Source organism: Ornithinimicrobium carbonis, assembly GCF_977012275.1.
Map to the genome: position 1 here is coordinate 2,814,381 of NZ_OZ348993.1, position 19,001 is coordinate 2,833,381.

General features: G+C 68.4%; 22 protein-coding genes. 6 read left to right on the forward strand and 16 right to left on the reverse strand.

Annotation, left to right across the window (positions count from 1 at the left end):
- Positions 1-443: 443 nt before the first annotated feature.
- From ACWHYA_RS12870 to ACWHYA_RS12895, 6 genes are all read right to left on the reverse strand, one after another.
- The gene (locus ACWHYA_RS12870) at positions 444-578 is read right to left on the reverse strand and encodes a DUF3626 domain-containing protein (RefSeq protein ID WP_425943909.1); all 135 of its coding nucleotides are present in this window, start codon (positions 576-578) and stop codon (positions 444-446) included.
- A gap of 166 nt (positions 579-744) precedes the next feature.
- A complete protein-coding gene (locus ACWHYA_RS12875) occupies positions 745-1,455 on the reverse strand; it encodes an Imm52 family immunity protein (RefSeq protein ID WP_425943911.1) in 711 nt (236 codons plus the stop codon).
- 12 nt (positions 1,456-1,467) lie between these two features.
- Positions 1,468-1,956 carry a DUF7668 domain-containing protein gene (locus ACWHYA_RS12880; protein WP_425943913.1) on the reverse strand — a complete coding sequence of 163 codons (489 nt, stop codon included), beginning with the start codon at positions 1,954-1,956 and terminating at the stop codon, positions 1,468-1,470.
- A gap of 333 nt (positions 1,957-2,289) precedes the next feature.
- A complete protein-coding gene (locus ACWHYA_RS12885) occupies positions 2,290-3,063 on the reverse strand; it encodes a DUF7668 domain-containing protein (protein WP_425943915.1) in 774 nt (257 codons plus the stop codon).
- A complete protein-coding gene (locus ACWHYA_RS12890; RefSeq protein ID WP_448095601.1) occupies positions 3,047-3,814 on the reverse strand; it encodes a DUF7668 domain-containing protein in 768 nt (255 codons plus the stop codon). The genes ACWHYA_RS12885 and ACWHYA_RS12890 overlap by 17 nt, the downstream gene beginning before the upstream one ends.
- A gap of 519 nt (positions 3,815-4,333) precedes the next feature.
- Positions 4,334-5,029 (reverse strand): GNAT family N-acetyltransferase, encoded by a 696-nt coding sequence (locus ACWHYA_RS12895; RefSeq protein WP_425943919.1) that lies wholly within the window; start codon positions 5,027-5,029, stop codon positions 4,334-4,336.
- Between the two features lie 635 nt (positions 5,030-5,664).
- On the opposite strand from ACWHYA_RS12895, the gene ACWHYA_RS12900 reads away from it, so the two are divergent.
- Positions 5,665-6,951, forward strand: coding sequence for an IS256 family transposase (locus ACWHYA_RS12900; RefSeq protein WP_425943921.1), 1,287 nt, complete (start codon positions 5,665-5,667; stop codon positions 6,949-6,951).
- Between the two features lie 29 nt (positions 6,952-6,980).
- Here ACWHYA_RS12900 and ACWHYA_RS12905 read toward each other — a convergent pair whose 3' ends face one another.
- Together ACWHYA_RS12905 and ACWHYA_RS12910 are read right to left on the reverse strand one after the other, a co-directional pair.
- Positions 6,981-7,877, reverse strand: a complete 897-nt coding sequence (locus tag ACWHYA_RS12905; RefSeq protein WP_425943923.1) for a trypsin-like serine protease — start codon at positions 7,875-7,877, stop codon at positions 6,981-6,983.
- Between the two features lie 466 nt (positions 7,878-8,343).
- On the reverse strand, positions 8,344-9,279 hold the full coding sequence (locus ACWHYA_RS12910) for an ornithine cyclodeaminase family protein (protein ID WP_425943925.1): 936 nt from the start codon (positions 9,277-9,279) through the stop codon (positions 8,344-8,346).
- Between the two features lie 46 nt (positions 9,280-9,325).
- Between ACWHYA_RS12910 and ACWHYA_RS12915 the strand changes: the two genes are divergently transcribed.
- On the forward strand, positions 9,326-9,979 hold the full coding sequence (locus ACWHYA_RS12915) for a VOC family protein (protein WP_425943927.1): 654 nt from the start codon (positions 9,326-9,328) through the stop codon (positions 9,977-9,979).
- 18 nt (positions 9,980-9,997) lie between these two features.
- On the opposite strand, the gene ACWHYA_RS12920 is transcribed toward ACWHYA_RS12915, so the two are convergent.
- From ACWHYA_RS12920 to ACWHYA_RS12930, 3 genes are read right to left on the reverse strand one after another with little or no spacing between them, the layout of a single operon-like run.
- Positions 9,998-10,561 (reverse strand): hypothetical protein, encoded by a 564-nt coding sequence (locus tag ACWHYA_RS12920; protein WP_425943929.1) that lies wholly within the window; start codon positions 10,559-10,561, stop codon positions 9,998-10,000.
- Positions 10,562-10,571: 10 nt separating this feature from the next.
- Complete coding sequence (locus ACWHYA_RS12925) at positions 10,572-12,026, reverse strand: sodium:solute symporter family protein (protein ID WP_425943930.1); 1,455 nt, start codon at positions 12,024-12,026, stop codon at positions 10,572-10,574.
- Positions 12,023-12,250, reverse strand: coding sequence for a hypothetical protein (locus tag ACWHYA_RS12930; protein ID WP_425943932.1), 228 nt, complete (start codon positions 12,248-12,250; stop codon positions 12,023-12,025). The genes ACWHYA_RS12925 and ACWHYA_RS12930 overlap by 4 nt, the downstream gene beginning before the upstream one ends.
- 462 nt (positions 12,251-12,712) lie before the next feature.
- Between ACWHYA_RS12930 and ACWHYA_RS12935 the strand changes: the two genes are divergently transcribed.
- From ACWHYA_RS12935 to ACWHYA_RS12945, 3 genes are all read left to right on the forward strand, one after another.
- Positions 12,713-13,990 (forward strand): IS110 family transposase, encoded by a 1,278-nt coding sequence (locus ACWHYA_RS12935; RefSeq protein WP_425943934.1) that lies wholly within the window; start codon positions 12,713-12,715, stop codon positions 13,988-13,990.
- Between the two features lie 633 nt (positions 13,991-14,623).
- Positions 14,624-14,863 carry a hypothetical protein gene (locus tag ACWHYA_RS12940; protein ID WP_425943936.1) on the forward strand — a complete coding sequence of 80 codons (240 nt, stop codon included), beginning with the start codon at positions 14,624-14,626 and terminating at the stop codon, positions 14,861-14,863.
- A 65-nt stretch (positions 14,864-14,928) separates the two neighbouring features.
- Positions 14,929-15,588, forward strand: a complete 660-nt coding sequence (locus ACWHYA_RS12945) for an alpha/beta hydrolase (RefSeq protein ID WP_425943938.1) — start codon at positions 14,929-14,931, stop codon at positions 15,586-15,588.
- Positions 15,589-15,711: 123 nt separating this feature from the next.
- Here the strand turns inward: ACWHYA_RS12945 and ACWHYA_RS12950 are convergent, their stop codons facing one another.
- Together ACWHYA_RS12950 and ACWHYA_RS12955 are read right to left on the reverse strand one after the other, a co-directional pair.
- Complete coding sequence (locus tag ACWHYA_RS12950; protein ID WP_425943940.1) at positions 15,712-16,509, reverse strand: acyl-CoA thioester hydrolase/BAAT C-terminal domain-containing protein; 798 nt, start codon at positions 16,507-16,509, stop codon at positions 15,712-15,714.
- Positions 16,510-16,584: 75 nt separating this feature from the next.
- A complete protein-coding gene (locus ACWHYA_RS12955; RefSeq protein ID WP_425943942.1) occupies positions 16,585-17,094 on the reverse strand; it encodes a GNAT family N-acetyltransferase in 510 nt (169 codons plus the stop codon).
- 137 nt (positions 17,095-17,231) lie between these two features.
- On the opposite strand from ACWHYA_RS12955, the gene ACWHYA_RS12960 reads away from it, so the two are divergent.
- Entirely contained in the window at positions 17,232-17,957 is a 726-nt protein-coding gene (locus tag ACWHYA_RS12960; protein WP_425943944.1) for a class I SAM-dependent methyltransferase, read from the forward strand.
- 34 nt (positions 17,958-17,991) lie between these two features.
- On the opposite strand, the gene ACWHYA_RS12965 is transcribed toward ACWHYA_RS12960, so the two are convergent.
- Genes ACWHYA_RS12965 through ACWHYA_RS12975 form a run of 3 tightly spaced genes read right to left on the reverse strand, consistent with a single transcriptional unit; the run spans position 17,992 to position 18,988 of the window.
- Positions 17,992-18,378 (reverse strand): cytidine deaminase family protein, encoded by a 387-nt coding sequence (locus ACWHYA_RS12965; protein WP_425943946.1) that lies wholly within the window; start codon positions 18,376-18,378, stop codon positions 17,992-17,994.
- A 60-nt stretch (positions 18,379-18,438) separates the two neighbouring features.
- The gene (locus ACWHYA_RS12970; RefSeq protein ID WP_425943948.1) at positions 18,439-18,681 is read right to left on the reverse strand and encodes a DUF6290 family protein; all 243 of its coding nucleotides are present in this window, start codon (positions 18,679-18,681) and stop codon (positions 18,439-18,441) included.
- Positions 18,665-18,988, reverse strand: a complete 324-nt coding sequence (locus tag ACWHYA_RS12975) for a hypothetical protein (RefSeq protein WP_425943950.1) — start codon at positions 18,986-18,988, stop codon at positions 18,665-18,667. The genes ACWHYA_RS12970 and ACWHYA_RS12975 overlap by 17 nt, the downstream gene beginning before the upstream one ends.
- Positions 18,989-19,001 lie beyond the last annotated feature (13 nt).

Below are 19,001 nucleotides of genomic sequence, written 5' to 3' on the forward strand. Positions count from 1 at the left end.
ACGCGGCCGCCGACCGGAGGACCGCTGAGCGGCGGGCGTCGTGCTGTCACGTACATCAGCGTTCCGGTTCACAGCGCCAGCCGTCTGGGGGGCCGGAAAGGGGAAGCCACGCGCAAGACACGAACGCTCGAGGGCTGGGGTCGCCGCCTGAGCTGCTGTTATGTGTTGACGGCGATCTCGAAGGTGTGTGTCCCATGTGGGCAAGTCCCCCTCCGGACACCAGGCAGTGCTCTGACCTGCGGAAACGCGGTCATACTTCTCTATCGGCGACTTGAACCCCCACGTGGTGAGAGGCTTGGCCCCGAGCCTGATGCTTGGGGGACTTCCCGCCGACCTCAAGCGCGACCAACGGCTCTGTCCCGAATCCCTGCCGGCGCGGGAGTCCACCACGACCAAGTGGTCGGTGCCTCGACTGTGACGATGCCGCACAGGCCATGATCCGCCTATTTCCCCCCGGGGCAGTCGAGTCTCTCGGCCGCTCGTTCGACATCTGTGCCTTGGCAGCAGGGGTCGAGCACCACGGCCTGGACATCGCGGGCGGTGGAGACCTGACCGTGGACGCATGCCTCCTCTTCCAAAGACCCCGGCCCCTAGCCCCGGACCGGCGCGCCAGCACTGCCTACACCCTCATCCCGTGAGGAGCCGGCAGCCCCAGCGCTGCGACATACCCCACGTTAGGCGGCATCACCGACAGATCCGCTGACCCGCGACAACGACAACGGCGCTGCTCGAGAGATGTGCAGGTCAGGAGCCGACTTCAGAGCCCCCGCCCCGCAGGTCCAGCGCACCAGCGCCGCGCAGAGCCTCCCGCACCGACAGGATTCGCTCCTCGGTTACTTCAGAGAAGGTCGGTGCCGCACTGACCAGCACGCCGCCGGCCATGGCGACGCTCGCCAGCTCATCGGGTATGCCGTATGCCGGCACCCCTCGCAGGTAGGTGAGCCAGCCGACGACAGGTCGCCCCGGCTCAGCTCCCTGGGCATTGCGCCACGCGTCGGTCGTCCACGTGACCCAGACCGGCTCCCACGCATTCACGAGGCTGTCGAGGACGGCCCGGGCAACCGCAGGCTCGGTGAGGGTCTCACCCTCCCCACCGCCCGACAGCTGCAGCACCACGTTGTTGCCGATGGGCATGAAGGTCGCTCCGCATTGGAAGGTCAGCCCGACCGACGGTGTCTGGCCGTTCCACATCCCGCCGGTGAAGCCGAGCTCGTCGATCGTCTCGTCGTCGACGTCCCTGCGGGCCCGTCCGCGCTCGACCAGGGTCGTCAACGACCCCGGGTCCACGTCGACCGGACGGCGAGCGCCTGCGCGTGAGCGTCCCTTGTGGCACCACGAGGTCAGCGCGGGGTGCGCCCCGTGGAGGCTTTCGAGGCACCGTGCCAGGCGTGCGGCGCAGGTCGAGGCCGGCTCGGCGCGGGCTCCCCAGTAGGCACCGACGTACATCGCGCTCATCGCCCCTCCCGGTCACAGCACATGGGCGCCGATCACCTGCACGCGCACGTCGTCCGCACCTCGGTCGTCGATGTCGGCCTCCAGCGACAGGCGGCTGGGACTCTGACCGGCTGTCCAGAGCGACAGGAGGACGGCATACCGGCCGGGGCCGTGGTCCGCCGAGGCGAGGTCCGACCATCTCCACCAGTCCTCCGGCAGGTCGACGAGCCGGTCGGGGTAGGCCTCCAGCCCCTCTCTGACCATGGTGTGTGAGGGGTGCCCGACCAGGGCCAGGACACCGTCCCGGGCCAGGCCGTCGAAGTCACCCCGGGCGAACCGGGAGACCACCTCGCGCAGGGCGGGTCGCCAGCGCTCGGGCACCGCATTGTCGCCAGGCATGGCGAGACTGGCGGCCGGCTCGTCCGCCGACACACCCGTGAACCCCGCCCACTCCGGGACACGGTCGACATCCTCGACACCGACGATCCGGGCGTCGAGGAACCCCCGCGTGCCGACCGGCACGAGCCGCAGGCGCAGACCGCGCCGCGCCGCCCCCCTCGTCGGTCCACACCGGCACCACGGTCTCGTGCTCCACCGGCGAGGTGCCCTCGACAGCGACGAGGACCAGATGCTCGTCCAGCCACGACCACAAGGCGTCTGGGTAGGGACGCAGCCGGCCCTCGAGGCCGACCAGACCGTCCCGGAGCTCGTCGAGACCCAGGCCATCCCGGCCGGTGAAGAGAGACAGCTCGCCGGCCGAGAGCGCGCCGATCACCCCGCCGAACGCCGAGACCACCTCGGGTCTGCTGTAGGCCACTCTTCCCCCTCTCCCCGGACGACGGAACCGCCGCCGACTCACAGGGTATGGATCCTCTCGATGCGCAGGGTGACCGCGCTCCCGTCATCCCGGACCTGCCCCTCGAGGGTCAGGTCGCTGCGTCCTTCCTCCGCGGTCCACAGGTCGACCGACACGTCCCAGACCTCCGCCTCGTCCGTCGGTTCGTGGTCGGTGAAGGGCCAGGCCTCGTCGGGAAGGTCGACGAGGGTGGCGGGATACTCCACGAGCCAGTGCTCGAAGCCGAGGTCGTCGGGGCCTTCACGGGTCGGCGCGACCCCGTCCCGCACCAGGCCGGCGAAGTCGCCGGCCGCCAGGCGGCAGACGGCACCCGCGACGACCGGTCGCCATCGCTCGGGCACCGGCCGAAGACCCTCCTCGGGAGTGCCCGGCGGGCCGGGAGGGGGAACCACCGTCGCGCCGCGCACGTCACCCGGACGAGTCTGCGCCTCGGTCGGCTCAGCGTCGACGAAGGAGAGCACCTCGGGCCGGTAGCCAGACCCGTGCTCCGTGACGCGGACCAGCAGCCCGGCCCCCGTCGGGCCGTCAACAGTGACCAGCGGGACGACGATGTCGACCTGGTCCGGACGCCCGCCGACCGGGCGCGCCGTCAGCTCGCGGACGGACTCGGGCGAGAGGGGCAGCAGCCGGCCACCAAGGTCCGCCAGCCTCTCCCTCAGGTCCGCCTCGTCCACCCGCGAGAACGGCCGCACGGCGCCGAACGCCTCCTTGACGAGGATGTTGAGCGGGAACACGGCCGCCTGCCGCATCCCCCCGTCAGAGGACGTGGACACTCGTGACCACGACCCTCACGCTCGTGTCGTCGTCGTGCACCTCTGCTGTCAGCGTGAGGTCGCTGACCCCTTCCACCGCCGTCCACAACGGCAGCGTCACGTGATAGACGCCTGGCCCGGCATAGACCGGCAGGTGATCCGACCACGCCCAGGCCTGGGGTGGGAGGGGCACCAAGGAGTCGTGATAGGCCTTGAGGTTGCTCCTGACCATGTCACCGGGCCCACCGACGTGAGTGATCACGCCCTCCCTCTCGAGACCCTCATAGTCACCGGCGGCCAACCTGTCGACCATGCGACGGATCAAGGGACGCCACCCCTCGGGTACGGGGTGCTCCATCGGCACCAGCGGCTCCGTCAGACGAACCTCCGGCGGGCGCGGCTGACGGGCCGGATCCGGGACCATGCCCGTGACCTCAGGCGGTGCCACGACATCCTCGAACCCGATCACGTGACGTCGAAAGGTCGACTCGAACCCCGACGGGACCAGCCGGACGCGGGCAGCTCTCCCCGCCATGCCGGTGTCCGTCCACAAGGGCACGAGGGCCTCGTACTCGACCGGGTCCGTCCCCGGCACGCTCCGAGGTCGCACCGAGCTCTCGAACCAGGGCAGCGCCTGCTCCGGGAGCCTGCGCAGCGGTGCACCCACTGCCTTGACCCCGGCCTCCAGCTCCACGCGGGACAGTCCGCCGGCGTGCGCGATGGCATCCAGGTCGTCGCTACCGAAGAGATTGGACAGGACGGCGAGCGGCATGAGCATGTCCCGCCGTTCCTCACGTCCACCCCTTGCGTCGCAGCCGTGCACACAAGCACCATACAAGGGACACCGGCAGGGGGTACCGGCACCGCGTGGATGAAGCCGATTTGAGCGGTCACGAACCGTCAGATCACCGCGGTGGAACTTGTCACCATCGCGGCAAAGTCGGACGAGCGTAGCCGTCCTCCACGCGGCCGTACAGGGCGCTGAATGCCCTACTTACGCCGCGACGCGTACGGACGGCCGAGCGCCATGACGCCGAGAATAACGAGCACCATGGTCAGGATTCGGAGGGCGACTGAGCCTGTCACTTCGTCGATCACTGCGCCGGCCACCACAGCCAGCCCCGCCCCGAGTCCCCCGAATACTGGAACCCTCCAGTTGTCCGGCAGTATGCGTGCCTTCGCGGCGCGCTGCGGATTAGTGGTCACAGGGGTGAGCCTGCCATACCTAGACGCGACGAGGCGTAACCGCTCGGCGGCAGAACCGGACATTCATCCTGTTCAGGCGGCCGCCTCAGAGTCGGATGGCGAGCTGTCGGCAGTCGTCCTGGAATGAGAAACTCTTAGCGAGCTGGCGTGATGGCTGGTTGGCATCAAGAGAGCGCCAGCGGACGATCCCGTGCAGGTCGATGGCGTCATGTACCGCCGCAGCTGCGGCGTGCTTTCCGTGGCCACGTCCGCGAGCGTCGGCAGCGACGATCACACCGACGTCGACGGGGTCGCCATCGAAAAGCGTGAGGCCTGCAGCGGCGACTGGTTCTGCGTCGTTGTCGCGCACCAACCAGGTCTTGTGGACGTCATCACTGTCGAAGCCGCTCTCGACCCACTCCTCGGCGGTAACGCGCCCCTTCAGGGCGTGGACCACCTCCCCTGCGTCAGCACGGCGGGCCCGCTGTGAGCGGGGAACTGTGTCAGCCGTGTCGAGGAACGCATGGACGCTTGGCCCGAGCACCGTTCCTTCCGGAACTCGGTGACGCCACCAGGCCGGGTCGGTCACCGTGGCCGCGTCGACGCCCCAGGTGCGCACCGTGGCAGCCATCTCAGGCGGAGATGAGACGTACGCGCGACCGTCCCGGAGGATGGCGTAAAGGCCGTGGTATCCCTCCAATACCGACGTGTGGCTGACAACGACAGAAGACCAGTCGGCTGGAATCTCGGGAAAGAAGGCGGCCCAGTAGCGGTTGATCCTCCGTCTGGTCTGATCCCGCACTCCGGGTCCCATCCTCTCGCAGCGATACTTCATCGTCGGCCTCAGGCAGGCGCAGCGCCGGCACGACGCCCGCCATCGGTACCAGCCGAAAAGCGCATCGCTGCGTCCCTGTCCGCCGGCGGCCCAGCGCGACCAAGTTACGTTACGCTCGGCGGGCTGCTCAATGCACGCAGGGCGGCAAATGAGTGCGTCTCTTGTTGCTCCGGGAGAGTGTTGGACCGGATTTAGGCAGTAATCGCGCGTCTGCTTCAAGGCCAACTGCGTGGGCGCTGTCAGGGACTGCCGAGCTTTCTTCTCGAAGGTCTAGTCCTTGTAGGTGCCGCTGGCGCCGGCACGGTCGAGGCGCCGGCGGCCGGCCTGCGCACGTATGTCTCATCGCTGCCCCGCCCGGTTATGAGCGCCGCAAAGTGGAACGGTCCTGGGAGCGTGCGTTAGTGGATGTCGAAGGGCCGGCACCCGCGGGTGCCGGCCCTTCGACATCGCTGTTGCGTCAGCTGACGAGAGCAATGATCAGAACCTGTGGATGGCTCTCGGCGGGGTGACGTGAATGTGGCGTACCTCCCGAGCAAGATCTGAAGCCCATAGAAGTTCTGATCAGGGTCGGCGTTGGCGCGCCGGCTCGGGAAGGTACGCCCATGCTCAAGGTAGTCCAGGAGAACGACGGGTCCAACGTCGACGCGGCCACGAGTGGTGGGTCGCTGCTGGATCAGATCGTCCGTGACGGCGCGAGGCAGATGCTCGCGGCGGCGCTGCAGGCCGAGGTCGCGGCTTACATCGCGGCCCACGCCGAGGAGGTCGACGAGCACGGCCACCGGCTGGTGGTCCGCAACGGCTACCACCAACCGCGGGAGGTGAGCACCGCCGCGGGTGCGGTGCCGGTGCGCCAGCCGCGGGTCAACGACCGCCGGATCGACGAGGCCAGCGGGCAGCGCAAGCGGTTCACCTCGGCGATCCTGCCTGCGTGGGCGCGCAAGTCCCCGCAGCTGGCCGAGGTGCTGCCGCTGCTGTACCTGCACGGCCTGTCGAGCTCGGACTTCGCTCCGGCCCTGGAGCAGTTCCTCGGCTCGGCCGCCGGGCTGTCGGCCAAGACGATCACCCGGCTCACCGAGCAGTGGCAGGACGAGGCGGTCGCGTTCAACCAACGCTCCTTGGCTGGCACGGACTACGTCTACGTGTGGGTCGACGGGATCCACCTCAAGGTCCGCCTCACCCAGGACAAGGTCTGCCTGCTGGTCATGGTCGGGGTCCGCGCCGATGGCACCAAGGAGCTCGTCGCGCTCGAGGACGGGCACCGCGAGTCCACCGAGTCCTGGGCTGACCTGCTGCGCTCGTGCAAGCGCCGCGGCATGCGCGCCCCCGTCCTCGCGGTCGGCGACGGTGCCCTGGGGTTCTGGCGTGCGCTGCGCGACGTCTTTCCCGCCACCGCCGAGCAGCGCTGCTGGTGGCACAAGATCGGCAACGTGCTCGCCGCGCTGCCCAAGTCGGTGCACAAGGACGCCAAGGCCGCCCTCGCCGAGATCTACAACGCGCAGGATCGCGAGCACGCCCTGGCCGCGGCGAAGGCGTTCAGCACCGCCTACGGCGCGAAGTGGCCCAAGGCGACCGCGAAGGTCACCGATGACCTCGACGTTCTCCTCGCGTTCTACGACTTCCCGGCCGAGCACTGGATCCACCTGCGCACGACCAACCCGATCGAGTCCACCTTCGCCACCGTCCGGCTCCGGCAGCGCGTCACCAAGGGACCCGGCTCGCGTGCGGCAGGCATCGCGATGGCGTTCAAGCTCATCGAGTCAGCGCAACGACGCTGGCGCGCGGTCAACGCACCCCACCTCGTCGCCCTGGTCCGTGCCGGCGCCACCTTCGAGAAGGGCAAACTCGTCGAACGACCCGAAGAGTCAGGAGACCACCAACACGTGGCGTGACACGCCGATCCACAGGTCTTGACAATTACTCAGCTGACGAACTGGCTGAGCCAGGCGAGGTCGTCCTCGGTGTCGATGCGGTAGACGCCGCTGGTGCCGGCGCAGGTGGAGTTGACGCCGAATGAGGTGACGGCCACGACGGTGGTCTCGTCCTCGATGAAGGTCGGGCCGCCGGAGTCGCCGAAGCAGGTGCCGCCGGTGTTCGCGTTGTTGGTCAGCACGACGTAGGCGTCGTTGGCCTTGCCGCCCCCGAACTGGCGGTAGCCGATGAGGTCACCCCCGGCCTTGAGCTTGAGCCAGTCGGCCTGGTCACCACGGCCCTGCCCGTTGCTGTCCGGTGTGGCCCACTGCAGCCCGTAGCCGACGGTGGTGTAGCTGTCGCGGTCCTTCTTCCGGGTCGCGAGCTGGGTGTCCCAGTAGTTGAGCGTGGGCAGGGTGCCGTAGTCCTCGAACGTGGTGTCCTCGGCCAGGATCATCTGGTCCACGATTCCGACGTCGTGCAGGTAGAAGGCGCCGTCGGTGTAGTCGGGGTGGGTCAGCGCGTCATAGCTCCAGGCGTCGGCCGCCAGCTCGTTGGTCTGGTCGATGGCGTCGGCGAAGACGACGAACTCGCGGGCGAAGCGGACGTCCTGCAGGTCATCGGCGTACCAGACGGCGACCGCGTCCGCGCCGGAGGTGCAGTGACCGGCGGTGAGGTAGGTGTCGGCGTCGAGCTGGGTACCGGTGCAGCGCCACCCTGCGAAGAGCTCGTCGTCGGTCATGTTGCCGTCCTCGTCCAGGTCGTCCCAGACGTAGGCGAGCATGAGTCCCACGTACGGGTGTTCATTGTTGTCCGGCTCGCCGTACTTGACGGCTGCGGCGGGGACTACGGTGGTGGCTACGAGGGCCAGGCCGGCGGCGCCTGCCAGAAGGGTGCTCTTGCGCATCGTTGCGTCATCCTTATTGGGAAGTGGTGTGAGGTAGTACACACTAGGTCTTCGTTTCCGGCTGCGCCACAGGCCGGAACGACGTCGGGCAGACTCCCGGGTGCACGTAGGCCGTCCACCTGCTCATCTACGGTCGTCCATCGATACACCGGAGCCGTCGTGACTGCATGTGGCGAGCTACTCGCTCCCTGCGCTCCTGTGCTTTCGCTTCCGTTCCGCGATCGGGGGCCTCGGGCGCGAGCACAACCGGCGGCATGGTCGGACGCTACGCGTTCACGGCGGCAGATGAGTGTGTCAGCCGCGGAGGCCATGTTTCACCCATCATGGACGTGTGCGCAGGGTGCGGTGGAACCGCTCATCTTGCCGCCGGTGACGGATGGCCGCCATATCCCCCAGGTACGGGTCCGTACTGCGGCCGGCCACCGGTCACCCGACTGACCAACCTCCCGGACACCACACCTAGCGCTTAAGCGTCCCCCGCCTCGACCACGAGGACCGCGGCGACCAGGTCCTCCAGGGCACTGCCTACCGACTTGAACAGGGTCACCTCCGCTGCGGCGCGTCTTCCGCCGTGTCGCCCGGTCACCAGGTCGGCCAGGGTGCCGTGGACGTCCGTTTCGGTGAAGGTGCCGCGCTCGAGCGGGCCGGCAAGGTCCCCGGCGTGCAGCGCCTCGGGCCCGTCGATGAACACCTTGGCGGAGGTGACCAGCGCCTCGTCCGCCTCGACCATCTGTGGGGAGAAGGCCCCGATGAGGTCGACGTGGGCCCCGGGGCGGACGTCCTCGGCCAGGATCAGGGGTGTCGTGGAGGAGGTGGCAGAAGTGATGACGTCGGCGGTCCGCACGGCGGCCCTCAGGTCGGCGACAGGCTCGGCGGCCCGACCCTCGGAACGAAGCTGATCGACCAGGGCGGCCGCCCGTTCGGGGCGGCGTGCCCAGACCCGCGTCAGCTCGACCTCACGGACCACGGAGTAGCAGGCGGGGACGGCAGCGGCTACCTTCCCGGCCCCGATGACCAGGTGCTCATTGACCTGGTCCGGCCCCAGGTGGTCGGCGGCGAGGGCACTGGCCGCCGCGGTCCGCCAGGGGGTGAGCTCGGTGGCGTCCAGGACAGCGACGGGCTGTCCTGTCCGCGCCTCGAGAAGCAGGTAGCTGCCGAGGATGCTGGGCAGGCCCTCCGCCCCGTTGCGGGGGTAGTGCCCGACGACCTTGACGCCCACGTAGCGGCCGCGTTCCCAGGCGGGCATCACCAGCAGGGTGGACTCGAGGTCCTCGTCCATGGGCAGGTGCATGCGCGCCGGTGCCTCGATCCGGTTCTGACCGGCGAAGGCTTCGCGCAGGGACTGGACCAGCGCACCGGGGTCGACACGAGCCCGGATGTGGTCGGCGTCCAGGACTCTCATCGATCTACCCAAGCACACCGGCGCGGGGTCCAGCATGATGGGCATCATGCCTGTCCAGCTGGACCACCTGGTGCTCACCGTCCGCGACCTTGACGCGGCGGTCTCGGACTTCGCCACCAGGACGGGGGTGGAGCCGGTGGCTGGCGGGAGCCACCCGGGTATGGGCACCCGCAACGCCCTGGTCGGGGTGAGCTGGCAGGGCGCCCGACGCGCCTACCTGGAGCTCCTGGGGCCTGATCCGGACCAGCCGCCGGTGCCTCCCGAGCGGACGATGCTGGGGGCGGGCGACGTCTGGGGTCAGGCCCCTCGCCTGCACGGGTGGGCCGTCGAGGCCCCCGGGACCGCACTGGATGAGGCCGTGGAGCGGGCGAGGCAGGCGGGTGTCGACGTGGGCCGGCCGGTGGCGACCCAGCGTCGCAGGGCGGACGGCACGCTCCTGTCGTGGCGGTTGGCCGCCCCCTACCCTCTGGGGCTCGGGGGGGTGCAGCCCTTCCTCATCGACTGGCAGGGCGGGGCCCACCCTTCGGACGCCGACCTGCCGTGGCTGGAGCTCAAGGAGCTACGGGCTGAGCACCCCGACCCGGTCCTCGCGGTCCGCGTGATCCGCGCCCTGGGGGCGCAGGTCGACGTGGCAGCGGGGCCGGCGCCGCGCCTCATCGCGGTGGTCGGCGCCCCCGCTGGTGACCTGACCCTGACCTGACCGGTGCACGGTGGAGCGTCACCAGCGCGAGGCAAGGTACGACTCGTCCGCGCCCGTGACCGCGTTGACGGTGGCCACGTGCCCGGTCCGCGTCTGGAAGCGCCACAGGGGCAGGTGCTGGATGACGACGTCCAGGATGCGGTGGCGGGGCTTCCTCAGGGCGTAGGAGCGGTTGATCTGCCGGACCTGCACGTCCTGCACCAGCTCTACCGCGCGGTCCCGGTCGACGACGGTGCGGTGCACAGCCACCAGCTCGCCGTCCATCCGGGCCCGGTACTCCCCGGCCCGGCCGGCGTGGCTGCCCCACGCCTCCTCCTGGACCGCAACCTGACGGACCGGGGGGACCGCCTCGAGCAGGCCGCGATACTCCGAGACCCCGTCCACGAACACCAACCTGCGTCGGACCAGGGGCGCGAAAGGAGGGCGGTCGGCGATCACCTCGACCCGCGCCACCCAGATCGGGTGCAGGAGCAGCTGCCCGGCCGTCTGCGTCAGGCTGCGGCGGACGCGGCGGCGCACGCCGGCGCGAGCCGCCTCCTCGGTCAGGATGTCGTCGCCGACGACCGTCAGCGCAGCGGTCACCGAGACCTGCTCACCGTCCGACGGTCTCGGGCTCGGCGGCGTGGTACCGGGCCACCAGGTCCTGCTGCCGCGGCGTCGTCGGACCGGTCACCAGGCTCACGACGATGACGAGTGCCAGGCTCAACGGGGTGGCGATGATGGGCTCGGCGTTGGTGGGGAACCAGCCGCCGATCATCAGCACCACGAAGGTCGCAGCCCCTCCGACCATGCCGGCCAGGGCTCCCGCGGTCGTGGCCCCGCGCCACCAGATGCCCAGGACCAGGGGGGCCCCGAAGCTGGACAGCAGGAACCCGCCGACCCATCCCACCATGACGGCGATCAGCCCCGGCGGGTCCAGGGCGAAGACGATGCCCAGGCCCACGGCCAGGAACATGACGGCAAGGCCCACACCGGTGACTAGACGCTCCGCCGCCTGCCTGTTGATGACCCCCTTGTAGAGATCGTGCGCAACACCAGCGGATATTGCCAGCAGCATGGCATCGGCCGAGGACATGATCGCAGCGAGGAGGCCGGCCAGGATGATGCCGGCCAGGATGCTCGGGAGGTACTGCTCGATGGCCAGGATGAAGATGAAGTCGCGGTTGTCCAGCTCGTCGATCCTGCCCATGGCAGCCCCGGCGGTCGCGACCACGGCACCGGCGGCGAACAGCACGGCATAGATGAGGGTTGCCCACATGGAGGAGCGTCGGGCCACGAACGGGCTGCGGGAGGCGAAGTTTCGCATCACCACCGAGGGGGAGATGATGCCGAACCAGATGAAGGCGATGAAGATCCCGAAGTAGGACATCCAGGGTTGGGTGACCTCACCGAAGGCGGGGTCGACCGTCAAGGCCTCGTCCAGCAGACCGGCGAAGTCCCAGCCGCGGGAGAACAGGATCGCCCCGGCGAGCACCACGATGCCGACCAGCATGATCATGCCCTGCACGAGGTCGGTGTAGGTGATGGCCCACATCCCGCCGAGGGCGGCGTACAAGGTGAATCCCAGCCCGAGGACGACCACGGCGGTGCCGTAGTTGATGCCCAGCACGTAGGACCCGATGAGGCCCGCGGCCGTCAGCTGTGGCACGAGGTAGAAGGTCATGGCCAGGACCACGATGACGGCCGCCACGATCTGCACGCTGACGCCGAACCGCTGCCGGAAGAAGTCCGGCACGGTGCGGACACCGGACTTGCTCAGCTGCCCGGCGACCAGAAAGATCACCAGCGGCAGCGCCCCGACAACGCCGAAGGCGTACGTGACGAAGTAGGGCAGCCCGAGCGCCACGCCTCCGCCGACGGCACCCATGAGCGAGCTGGAGCTGGCGATCGCAGCGAAGATGGCGAAGGCGCCGACGAAGGTCCCGATGCTGCGACCGGCCGTGAAGTAGTCGTCCTCAGAGCTGCGCGCCCGCTTGTAGAAGTAGATACCGACAACCGTCATACCGACCAGGTAGAGGCCGACCAGGACCGACTCGGTGACCCTCATCGCACAGACTCCTGCGACTCGAGCCGCTCCACCCAGAAGACGAACACGAAGGACAGCACCACCCACAGCGCCACGCCCAGGGACATCAACGGGATGACCAGGGAGATGCGCCCGATCAGCACATCGGCCGGCCACCACGTCCAGACGAAGACGCTGTAGAGGATCACGACGACGAAGGAGATGAGGCCTGGCTCGTTCCGGAGCCGCCGGCGGGTCGTTGACATAGAAGATTGCCTATCACCCTCAACGTATGGACACAAGACGAAGTCGTGACAGATGCAACGCAGATCGACGGAATGCCCGGGACAGCGAGGCGTGGTCGGGATGGCGCACGCTGGCCCCTGCAGCTCGTGGACCAGTCGTTCCTGTGCACACGTGCAAGGTCGCCGCGTAGCCATCGTTCACCAGCGCTGGGCGGCGCATCACCCGTTGGGCGCAACGTCACTCCACGTCAACACGCCCATGGGCAATACCTGCGACCACGCCCCTGCGGCCTGTCGGACGGCCGCCAGGACAGCGGCATAGGAAGACGTTAAGCGCTGGGGTCTGGACGTGTTGACGTCCTCCTGATGCGCTTGTCGGGCTTGGTTTCCCATCGCTGTCAGGAGGACGTCATGAGTAGCGGTAGTGGTGTTTCGCGTGGTGACCGGAACAGGAACGCACGGCTGGCTCGGCTGCGTGCTGCGGTGCCGACCTCGAACGCGATCGTCGGGATCGACCTGGCCGACGTCAAGCAGATGGTCGTGGTGTGCGACCACGACTCCCGGGTGCTGGCCCGGCGCACCTTCCGGTGCAAGGCCTGGGACCTGGGCTCGGCGCTGGACTGGGCCGCCGCCCACGCCGCCCGGCACGGGTTCGCCGGGGTCACGCTCGCCTGCGAGCCGACCGGGCACCGGTGGCGGATCCTGGGCCAGCTCGCGGCCGACCGTGGGATGAGCTTCGTGTGCGTGCAACCGACGATGTCTGCCTGGGCCCGCAAGTCCGAAGACCTGACGTTCGACAAGACCGACGACAAGGACGCCGTGCTGATCGCGCGGATGACCGCCCAGTTGCGCTGCTACCTTCCCGAGCCGGCTGATGAGACCTGGGGCCGGCTGCGTCACCTGGGGAATCGACGCGATGAGCTGCTGGAGATCCACGGCTCCTCGGTCCACCGGCTGCGCGACCTGCTCGAGTGCGTCTGGCCCGCGGCCCTGGCCACGGCGGCCTACCCGTTCCGGTCGACCACGTGGGTCGCCGCCCTGGTGGTTATCACCGCCCGTGACGGCGGGGACCTGGAGCGGACCCGCCGCCTGGGCGCGGCCCGGTTCGAACGGATGGTCCGGGTCGAGGTGACCAGGAGGGGCAAGACGCGCCCCTGCCTGCGGATCGTGCGCAACCTGTTCACCGCCCTGTCCGACCCCGCCGGCGTGCACACCCACCGTGCCGGCGCGTTCGAACGCATCGCCTGGGTGCTCGACGACTGGGACCGGGCCCGCACCCAGCAGGGCGACATCGAGGCCCAGATGACCGCCGTCCTCGACGAGCTCGAGCTCACCGCCTTGGTCACCACCATCCCCGGCCTGTCCCCGGTCGGCGCGGCCGCGATCCTGGCCCACACCGGAGACCTGAGGCGGTTCACCTCCGCCCGCGCCGTGGTCAAGCACGCCGGCCTGGCACCACGGGAGCGGATGTCGGGCACCTTCACCGGCAAGGCCCGCCTCAGCGGCGCCGGGCGGCCCGAGCTACGCACCGCCGCCTGGCGAGCGGTGTGGGGCTGCCTGCAGACGAACAAGGTCTACGCCGCCCGCTACCGACACCTGACCACCCGGGAGACCAACAGACTCAAGGCGACCCAGGCCCAGACCGTGATCGCCGCAGCGATCCTGCGCCAGCTGCACGCCGTCGTCGTCCACCGCCAGGCCTGGGACCCCGCCATCGCCACCGGCCACGCCCGCGCCCAGGAACCGCTCGTGGCCGCCTGACCCCAACGCGACCTCGCATCAGGCGTCGCGCGTCACCAGCAGGGCCGGGGCGAGCCCTCCGCGGCATTGAGAACCCCTAGGTATCTCGTCGCACATCATGGGCCGCCCCCGGCCCGTCGTCACCAAACCCGATCACACGCTGCAGAGCCACCAAGCTCCATCACCTATGCAGGGACGACGACGGGCACAGGGCACCGGCCCCCTCTTGACGTACAACGCCTCACGCTCATGGTCGGACGCTACGCGTTCACAGCGGCATGGTCGGACGCTACGCGTTCACAGCGGCATGGTCGGACGCTACGCGTTCACAGCGGCATGGTCGGACGCTACGCGTTCACAGCGGCATGGTCGGACGCTACGCGTTCACAGCGGCATGGTCGGACGCTACGCGTTCACAGCGGCATGGTCGGACGCTACGCGTTCACAGCGGCATGGTCGGACGCTACGCGTTCACAGCGGCATGGTCGGACGCTACGCGTTCACAGCGGCATGGTCGGACGCTACGCGTTCACAGCGGCATGGTCGGACGCTACGCGTTCACAGCGGCAATACCGGATGGATTCGGGTGCCGCTCCCGGCCGGCCTCGCGCTGCGCGACTAGACACACTGCAGCTGTTGAAGCGAGGCTGAGGCATGTCCGATCCGCACCTGCTGCGCGCAGTCGCTCAGGCACTCGCTGATCCCCACGCGTTCCTTGCAGTCATCGTGGAAGCGGAGGATCGACGAGCCGCCGTTCACGCTCTCCAGGAGAGATATGGCTGGGATGAACACCAGTCAGAGATGGTGATGGACATGTCGTTCAAACGCGCCACCCGGGCCGACCGCTCCAGCATCATGCAGGAGCTCCGACTCGCGGGCGGCGCGGAAGCATAGCCGTGATCGCGGCAATAAAGGGAGCGCCTGGGTCGCTGACGAATGACTCGTCTACTGTCCCTTCAGTGAGGTACTACGTGCACGGAGCGGGTCGCTCCGGCGAGCAGGCATGGCTTGCGCAGGCGGCTGAGACGGCGGTCTTCGCCGACCATGGATCGGTGCGCAGCGCCGCCGAGAAGGCAGCCATGGTGGGACAACAGGCACCCGCTGGTCCGTACGCCGTGGTCGCTCACTCCCTTGGCGCGGTGATATCCGTGCTGGCCATGCGCGGCCACAATCTGTCTCCCTCGCACCTTGTGCTCGTGGAGCCGGCGCTTTACGACGTCGCACGTGGGAACGCAGCCATTGAGGCGCATATCGAAGCGATGACCCGTGCACGCGACAAGGCCAAGGAGGGAGATCTGTTCGGCTACTGGCAGATCGTCAAGCCGATGATGTTCGGCCAGACCGCCACGAGCGACGCCTGGACCGAAGACCAAGAGATCGCGGCACGGTTCGCGAGCTTGGAGGCGCCGTGGGGCCACCAGATCGACCCAGCCTTCGTGCGTTCCGTGCCGACGCTTGTCCTCACTGGTGGCTGGAACGACGAGTACGAAGCCATCGCCACGGTCCTGGCACAGGCGGGTGCGTCCGCGGCGGTCCTCGACGGCCAGGGCCACCGAGTCCAAGACCACCCCGACTTCCACGCAAGTGTCGAGAACTTCTTGTCGAGCAACCACCGGTGACCGCACCCAATCCGCTGGGAGCGGCTGGGCCTGTCCATCAGGACCGCGACACCCAGCAGTCCCTAGCGCACCGCACGCCAGCGTGCTCAAGGCGGCATCTCCGGATGCATTTTCGTCGACACTTCAGTGGAGCCGGAGAATTGTCAAGAGGTGGGGCCAGGCCAGTCGGCCGAGCGCCGAATCGGCCTCGGTGGTGCCTCCGCGGGCCATAGCTCGCCCGCCGTCAGGTGCACGTTCCCCGGGGAGAACAGTGCGGTGTCCGGCCTCAGGCACGTGCACATGGGCGGTGTCGAGACCGTGGGACGCGCGCCGGCTACTGATGGCGCGCGCGAAGTCGACGGAGGGCCAGACCTGGTCATCGCCGCCGCTGATCAGGAGCAACTCGGGGATGTTCTCGACGCGGATGGTCGCCTGTTCGAGCACTTCCGCGGATACCGCACTCAGGGACGCCCGGTACACAGGCAGGTAGCTGGGCGGCCCCTGGTCAAGTTCGGGAGTGGATGGTCGTTGGATGGGGACGAAGGGCAGGCAGCGTCCCTGCCAGCTCCAGTGGGAGGTCCACCGTTGTTGGTTCTCGTCATAGCCAGCCCAGATCACGTGCGAGGGGGCGAAGGCGGCCACGGCGCGTACGCGCGGGTCGAGGGATGCGGTGGTCAGGGCTGCCTCGGCCCCGAAGGAGACCCCGACGATCGCGAGCGAGTCAGCTTCCTTCGCGAGGTGGTCCAGCGCCGAGGTGAAGGTCTCGATGGGGACCTCCCATGGCCCGGAGGGTTGACCAGGTCCGCCGAACCACTGCAGAGGGAGCGCGAGCGCCCCATGCTCTGCCAGCAGCATGGCCCGCTGGGTGTCGACCCGGCCGCTCGACCCGGCCAGGACGAGTACACCCGTGCCGGTCGGGTGCGCTGGCCGGAAGATCTCCACGCCCGTCACCGTAGCCGCGCTTCACTCCCCGCAGGGCAACCATGCCGATGTCATCGCGGCAGTTGAGTGCGTCGCTCACCTGACCATGCGCACCTCAACGAGATCGTGCAGCCTGGTTTCAATCTTCTCGGTTCCATCGAGATCGAATCCATGCTTGCGGTAGAACGCGATGGCTCTGGCGTTCTGCTGAGCGACCCACAGTTGGGCAGGTTGCTCGCGCAGGGAGCCCTCCAGGAGTGCGGTCGCGACGCCGGTGCCGTACCAGTCGGAGAGAACGTACAGGGAGTACAGCTCCTGGTCCCGTGCGAGGTTCTCGTCCTGGGCGGGTCCGGCGAAGCTGAACCCAATCACGTGACCGTCGGCCACTGCTGCGCGGACAGTTTGATTTGCACCTAGGGTGCTCAGAAGTGCCGCCCAGGAATTGCGACGGCGTTCCAGTGCGGTGTCGTCGTAGAAGGACTCGGGCAGCACCATTCCGTAGGCGTCACGCCAACCTTGCACGTGAACGTGGGCCAGGCCATCGACGTGCTCCATGGCCGGCGTGACGACCTCGAAGCGGGGCGGAGGCGTCCGCATGAGTTCCATCCTTGCATCCCGCTCCAACCAAGGCACGACGCGGCACCGTCGCACGACGCGCCCGCAGCGGCAAGTGAGTGAGTGCAGAATGCGGTTGCCCCTCCTCGCCTTGCACACTGGCATCTTCCACTCGCGAAAGGAACTGCGTGACCTACGACGATCCACGCCTGGCAGTGCTGTACGACCTCGACAATCCCGCTGGCCCCGACCACGACTTCTTCCGACGGTTCGCGGAGAACCTCGGCGCCGAGCACATTGTCGATCTCGGCTGCGGCACTGGCCTGCTCACCGTGACCTTGGCCGAACCGGGTCGGACCGTGACGGGTATCGACCCCGCGGCAGCGATGCTCGAGCGGGCGGCTGCCCGGCCCGGGGGTGAAGCTGTGAACTGGGTACTGGGCACGGGGGACGCGATCGCGCCTGACACGGCCGACCTGGTCATCATGAGCGGGAATGTCGCCATGCACATCATCGGCGACGACTGGCACACAACGCTGGCCGCGATCGCGCGCGGTCTGAGGCCCGATGGGCGCCTGGTGTTCGAAGCACGCAATCCTGCAGTGCGCGCCTGGGAGACCTGGAACGACCCGGTCGCCGAGCGAGAGACACCCGTTGGGTTGCTCCGGGAGTCCCTCACCACGCAACCACCGGACGAGGATGGCGTCGTTGTCATGTGCTGCCACAACGAGTTCGTCGATACTGGTGATGCCCTCGACGTGGCGCAGCCACTCCAGTTCCGCAGCCGCGAGCAGATCGAGGCCGACCTGCTCGCCGCCGGTCTCGTCACCGTCAATGTGTGGCGCGATTGGGCACAGACGCCGTTCGGCGGCGCCGAAGCCCTGATGGTATTCGAGGCAGCGCGCCCTGACTAAGCGCGGCGGGGTGACCAGCTGCAGTAGCGCGTGTTCAGTCCACGGGCCAGCGGTAGGGCATCAGGTCGCCGAGACGCACGACCTCTGTCTGGTTGACCAGCACCTCCGCGTCGAAGTTGTGCGGTGACAGTTGAAGGATGAACTCGCGGCACCGACCGCACGGTGCGAGTACCTTGTGGTCGGCGCCGACAGCAACCATGCGAACGACGACGTTCTGGCCGTGTGTAAGCATGGCGGCCGCGGCGGCGTGCTCGGCACAGAAGCCAAGTGATGATGCCGTATCGACGCAAACTCCCACGAACACCTCTCCCTGCACGGTCTCAAGAGCAGCGCCGACCGTTCCACACGATGCTGACGGTGATAGTTGGCGTGGCGCCACCACATCGGTCGCTCGTTCCCGAAGATCATCGAAGTGCGCCATGTGACCACCCTCGCACGCAGGCTGCACGACAGGATCGACCAGCGGCAGATTAGTGCGTTTTCAGGCGCTCTCTTGGTCTAGCCGTTCGAGGATCCAGGAACGCACCAGCGTAGACGCAGGTAGGTGCTTGGCCTCGGCCACGCTTTGGACCCGCGCCTGCTCGTCGGCGCTCAGCCGTACGGAGTACACCTGCGACCGGTTCGGGCGTTTGCCCTCGGTTCCTGCCGGGTAGGGGTCGTCCTTGGTCCGCTCGGACTCCTCGCGCAACCCGGAGATCAGCTGGGGGTCAACAGTCTTGGCCATCGTCGAGTCCTTCCTGATAGATCTGCAGGTCGGCCCCGGTGGCCGGCCAGGCATTCACTCCGTGCAGCTCGCCGTCGAGATCGCGGTAGGCGATGAGAACCAGGACGCGGCCGGCAGAGGGTGAGCGGCCGATGAACCTGGAGGCGCCCATGCGTGACTTGGGATCCGGCTCCAACGCCACCATGTCGGCGTCGGCCAGGAGCTCGCGGGTCCAGTCGGGGTCGATGTCCAAGGCGTCGGCGTAGCGACTGGAACGGGAGCTGATGTAGTCCATCGACTCGACGTCCCAGTGAAGCTCTGCACTCACTACCTCAGTATGT

What these genes read in the sequence shown, in the direction of transcription:
- ACWHYA_RS12875 (WP_425943911.1), bottom strand. Translation starts at nt 1,455, where the DNA reads ATGAGCGCGATGTACGTCGGTGCCTACTGGGGAGCCCGCGCCGAGCCG.
- ACWHYA_RS12890 (WP_448095601.1), bottom strand. Translation starts at nt 3,814, where the DNA reads ATGCCGCTCGCCGTCCTGTCCAATCTCTTCGGTAGCGACGACCTGGAT.
- ACWHYA_RS12900 (WP_425943921.1), top strand. Translation starts at nt 5,665, where the DNA reads ATGCTCAAGGTAGTCCAGGAGAACGACGGGTCCAACGTCGACGCGGCC.
- ACWHYA_RS12905 (WP_425943923.1), bottom strand. Translation starts at nt 7,877, where the DNA reads ATGCGCAAGAGCACCCTTCTGGCAGGCGCCGCCGGCCTGGCCCTCGTA.
- ACWHYA_RS12910 (WP_425943925.1), bottom strand. Translation starts at nt 9,279, where the DNA reads ATGAGAGTCCTGGACGCCGACCACATCCGGGCTCGTGTCGACCCCGGT.
- ACWHYA_RS12915 (WP_425943927.1), top strand. Translation starts at nt 9,326, where the DNA reads ATGCCTGTCCAGCTGGACCACCTGGTGCTCACCGTCCGCGACCTTGAC.
- ACWHYA_RS12925 (WP_425943930.1), bottom strand. Translation starts at nt 12,026, where the DNA reads ATGAGGGTCACCGAGTCGGTCCTGGTCGGCCTCTACCTGGTCGGTATG.
- ACWHYA_RS12930 (WP_425943932.1), bottom strand. Translation starts at nt 12,250, where the DNA reads ATGTCAACGACCCGCCGGCGGCTCCGGAACGAGCCAGGCCTCATCTCC.
- ACWHYA_RS12940 (WP_425943936.1), top strand. Translation starts at nt 14,624, where the DNA reads ATGTCCGATCCGCACCTGCTGCGCGCAGTCGCTCAGGCACTCGCTGAT.
- ACWHYA_RS12955 (WP_425943942.1), bottom strand. Translation starts at nt 17,094, where the DNA reads ATGGAACTCATGCGGACGCCTCCGCCCCGCTTCGAGGTCGTCACGCCG.
- ACWHYA_RS12965 (WP_425943946.1), bottom strand. Translation starts at nt 18,378, where the DNA reads ATGGCGCACTTCGATGATCTTCGGGAACGAGCGACCGATGTGGTGGCG.
- ACWHYA_RS12970 (WP_425943948.1), bottom strand. Translation starts at nt 18,681, where the DNA reads ATGGCCAAGACTGTTGACCCCCAGCTGATCTCCGGGTTGCGCGAGGAG.